Origin of the sequence: Rhodosalinus sp. (assembly GCF_041685465.1) — a bacterium.
Classification (GTDB): domain Bacteria; phylum Pseudomonadota; class Alphaproteobacteria; order Rhodobacterales; family Rhodobacteraceae; genus Rhodosalinus.
Map to the genome: position 1 here is coordinate 1 of NZ_JAWLFS010000268.1, position 3,745 is coordinate 3,745.

At 72.1% G+C, this 3,745-nt stretch carries 5 protein-coding genes and 1 pseudogene; 3 read left to right on the top strand and 3 right to left on the bottom strand.

What is annotated here, in order from left to right:
- Nucleotides 1–273, top strand: a 273-nt coding sequence (locus ACESL7_RS14095; RefSeq protein WP_372893939.1) for an FAD-dependent oxidoreductase, incomplete at its 5' end; no start/stop codon positions are given.
- Between the two features lie 3 nt (nucleotides 274–276).
- On the opposite strand, the gene ACESL7_RS14100 is transcribed toward ACESL7_RS14095, so the two are convergent.
- From ACESL7_RS14100 to sfsA, 3 genes are all read right to left on the bottom strand, one after another.
- Nucleotides 277–819, bottom strand: a complete 543-nt coding sequence (locus ACESL7_RS14100; protein WP_372893940.1) for an NADPH-dependent FMN reductase — start codon at nucleotides 817–819, stop codon at nucleotides 277–279.
- 72 nt (nucleotides 820–891) lie between these two features.
- The gene (gene map / locus ACESL7_RS14105) at nucleotides 892–1,710 is read right to left on the bottom strand and encodes a type I methionyl aminopeptidase (protein ID WP_372893941.1); all 819 of its coding nucleotides are present in this window, start codon (nucleotides 1,708–1,710) and stop codon (nucleotides 892–894) included.
- Between the two features lie 74 nt (nucleotides 1,711–1,784).
- The gene (gene sfsA, locus ACESL7_RS14110; RefSeq protein WP_372893942.1) at nucleotides 1,785–2,492 is read right to left on the bottom strand and encodes a DNA/RNA nuclease SfsA; all 708 of its coding nucleotides are present in this window, start codon (nucleotides 2,490–2,492) and stop codon (nucleotides 1,785–1,787) included.
- A gap of 48 nt (nucleotides 2,493–2,540) precedes the next feature.
- Between sfsA and ACESL7_RS14115 the strand changes: the two genes are divergently transcribed.
- Nucleotides 2,541–3,263: a competence/damage-inducible protein A gene (locus ACESL7_RS14115; RefSeq protein ID WP_372893943.1), complete on the top strand. Its 723-nt coding sequence runs from the start codon at nucleotides 2,541–2,543 to the stop codon at nucleotides 3,261–3,263.
- A pseudogene (locus ACESL7_RS14120) lies at nucleotides 3,260–3,745 on the top strand (GNAT family N-acetyltransferase); the annotation flags it as partial. The gene ACESL7_RS14115 and the pseudogene ACESL7_RS14120, both read left to right, overlap by 4 nt.

Consider the following 3,745-nt stretch of genomic DNA (forward strand, 5'->3'; position numbering starts at 1 on the left):
GCGGTGATCGCGCGCGCGCTGGAGGCGATGCCGCTCCTTGCCGGGGCGCGGATCGTGGAGCGCTGGGCGGGGCTGCGCCCGCGGGCGCGGTCGCGCGCGCCGGTGCTGGGCGCGCATCCGGTGCGGCCCGGCCAGTTCATCGCCAACGGCGGCTTCAAGATCGGCTTCGGCGTCGCGCCGCTCGCCGGCGAGGTGATGGCCGACCTGCTGCTCGAAGATCTCGACCGTGTTCCGCCGGGCTTCCGCCCCGAGGCGAGCCTGCGGAAGGGCTGAGGCTCAGCCGCCCGCCGCCTCGCGCAGTTTCGCCATCAGCGCGTCGAGCGCCCTGGCGTAGCTCTCGGTCACGAGGCGGTCCTCGGCGTCGAAATGCTCGCTCGCGCCGGCGACCATGACAGTCGGGTATTCGAGCATTGAGGGCCGCAGGGGCACGAGGCAGGCACGGAGCATGAACTGCCCCGTCTCGCCACCGGTGCGCCCGGCGTTGGCGGAGATCAGCGCCGTCGGCTTGTCGGCGAGCGGGAAGCCCTGCACCCGGCTGATCCAGTCGAGCGCGTTCTTCATCACGCCGGTGACGCCCTTGTTGTACTCGGGCGCGGCGATCACGATGGCGTCGGCCTCGGCGATCTGGTCGGTGAGGCGCGTCACCGCCTCCGGTACGCCCTCGCGCTCCTCGAGGTCGCCGTCGTAGAGCGGCAGCCGCAGGTCGCCCTCGAGATACCGCGCCGGCGCGAAGCGCGCCCGCGCCTCGGCGAGAAGCTTGCGGTTGTAGGAGCCCGCCCTGAGCGAGCCCGAGATGCCGAGAAGCGTGAGATCGGCCATTCCGGTCCTCTTTGTCGTTCCGGGGACAAAGCTGGGGCGAAGGTCCGCCGGCGACAAGGGCCGGGCGCCGCCTCAGTCCCGCGAATAGGTCGGGTGGAAGCGGTCCGCCGGCGAGAGGGTGAAGAGCTCCGCCCCGTCCTTCGTCACGCCCACCGAGTGCTCGTACTGCGCCGAGAGCGACTTGTCGCGGGTCACCGCGGTCCAGTCGTCGGAGAGCACCTTGGTCTCGGGGCGGCCGAGGTTCACCATCGGTTCGATCGTGAAGAACATCCCCTCCTCCAGCACCGGGCCGGTGCCGGGACGGCCGTAGTGCAGCACGTTGGGCGGCGCGTGGAACACCCGCCCGAGGCCGTGGCCGCAGAAGTCGCGGACGACGGACATGCGGTTCGCCTCCACGAAGGTCTGGATGGCGTGGCCGATGTCGCCGAAGGTGTTGCCGGGTTTCACCGCCTCGATCCCGCGCATGAGCGCGTCATGCGTCACCTCGATCAGCCGCTCGGCCTTCCGCGGGAGCTTGCCGGCGACGTACATGCGGCTCGTGTCGCCGTACCAGCCGTCCACGATCACCGTGACATCGATGTTCAGGATGTCGCCGTCCTTGAGCACCTTGTCGCCGGGGATGCCGTGGCAGACGACGTGATTCACGCTGATGCAGGAGGCGTGGCGGTACCCCTTGTAGCCGATGGTCGCCGATTCGGCGCCCGCCTCCTCGATACGGCGGGTGATGAACTCGTCGATCGCGCCGGTCGTCGTGCCGGGCCTGACCAGGGGGATCACCTCGTCGAGGAGCTCCGCGGCGAGGCGGCCTGCCCTGTGCATGCCGGCGAAATCCCCCGGCTCGTGGATGCGGATGCCGTCGCGGGTGAGACGTCCGCGGTGGTCCTGGTTCACGTCGCGCTCCCTCGGCGGCCTCTTGGTTCGGCCCCATTTAGGCAATTTTCCCGTCAAGGGCCAGTGTGCCGCCGTCAGGGCACCGCGAGCGGCAGCGGCCCCGCGGCGGTGATGCCCTGCGGGGTGATCCGCGTGCCGAGCGCGAGCGCCTCGACCCCCGCCGCGCGCGCCTCGGCGAAGGCGCGGGCATAGGCCGGGTCGATGTCGGCAGCGAGGCCCACCTCGGCGGCATCCGTGCGCTGCACGAGGAAGAGCATGACGGCGCGGTGCCCCGCCGCGGCCATCGCGGCGAGTTCGGACAGATGCTTCGCGCCCCGCGCGGTCACGGCGTCGGGAAACTCCGCCCGCCCCGGCGCGCGGGAGAGCGTGACGCTTTTCACCTCGACGTAGGTCTCGGGCCGCCCGGCGCCGGAGAGGAGGAAATCGATCCGGCTTTTCTCGCCGTAGCGCACCTCGGCGCGCAGAGTCTCATGGCCGGCGAGCGCCGGCACCGCGTCCGCCTCCAGCGCCTCGCGCACGATGCGGTTGGCGGCGCCGGGATCGACGCCGGTGAAATGGCCGCCCTCGTGCTCAACCAGCCGCCAGGCGTACTTCAGCTTCTTGCGGGGGTCGTCGTTCGCCTCCAGCCAGATGCGTGCGCCGGGCTCGGCGAGGCCCATCATCGAGCCGGGGTTGCCGACATGCGCCGTCACCTCCCGCCCGTCGGCGAGCTGCGCGTCGGCGAGGAAGCGCTTGTAGCGGCGCAGGAGGCGCGCCGGCACCAAAGGGGTTTGAAAGCGCATGACGCGCCGCTTACAAGGGCGGACGAGGTCCGGCAAGGAGCGCAGCCCATGTCCAATCCCACCGCCGCGATGCTCGTGATCGGGGACGAGATCCTCTCGGGCCGGACGCGGGACTCGAACATGCACCACCTCGCCGGGGAGCTCACGCGGCGCGGCATCGACTTCCGCGAGGCGCGGGTGGTGGCCGACGACCGCGGCGCCATCGTGGAGGCCGTGCAGACGCTCTCGGCCCGCTGGGACCACGTCTTCACCTCCGGTGGCATCGGGCCGACGCACGACGACATCACCGCCGAGGCGGTGGCCGCGGCCTTCGATCGGCCCTTCGGCGTGCGCGCGGACGCCCGCGCAATCCTGCAGGCGCATTACGACCGGCAGGGGCTGGAACTGAACGCGGCGCGGCTCCGCATGGCACGCATCCCCGAGGGCGCGACGCTGATCGACAACCCGATTTCCGCCGCGCCGGGCTTCACGCTGGAGAACGTGCACGTCATGGCGGGCGTGCCGACGATCTTCGAGGCGATGGTGGCGAGCGTGCTGCCCTCGCTCACCGGCGGCGCCCCGCTCCTGTCGCAGACGCTGACCGTCGAGCGCGGGGAGGGCGACGTCGCGCCCCTCCTGCAGGAGATCGCGTCGGCCTATCCGGATCTCTCGGTCGGCTCCTACCCCTTCATCCAGGGCGGTGTGCACGGGGTGCATGTGGTCGTGCGCGGCATCGACAAGGCCCAGGTGGACGCCGCCGTCACGCGGCTCGCGGGGATGCTGGAGGAATGAGCGAGAGCGCGCTGCGCCTGCTTGCGGTCAGCGAGGCGACCTGGCCCCCCGCGCGGCGCTGGACGCTCGGCCCCTGGGTGCTCCGCGACGGGCAGGGGGGCGGCAAGCGCGTCTCGGCCGCGACGGTGGCCGAGCAGGGCGCTGTGCCCGAGGCCGCGGCCCTCTCCGAGGCGGAGGCGGCGATGGCGGAGATGCGGCAGGCGTCCCTCGTCATGGTCCGCCCCGGAGAGGACGCGCTCGACGCCATGCTGGAGGCCGCGGGCTACGTGGTGCTCGACCCGAGCGTGATCTGGCATGCGCCGATCGACCGGCTCACCGACCGGGCGGTGCCGCGCCTCGCCGCGCTGACCGTCTGGGAGCCGTTGCAGATCATGCGCGAGATCTGGGCCGAGCACGGCGTGGGCCCCGCCCGGCAGGCGGTGATGGAGCGCGCGCCGCCCCCCAAGACCGGACTGCTCGCGCGGCAGAACGACCACCCGGCC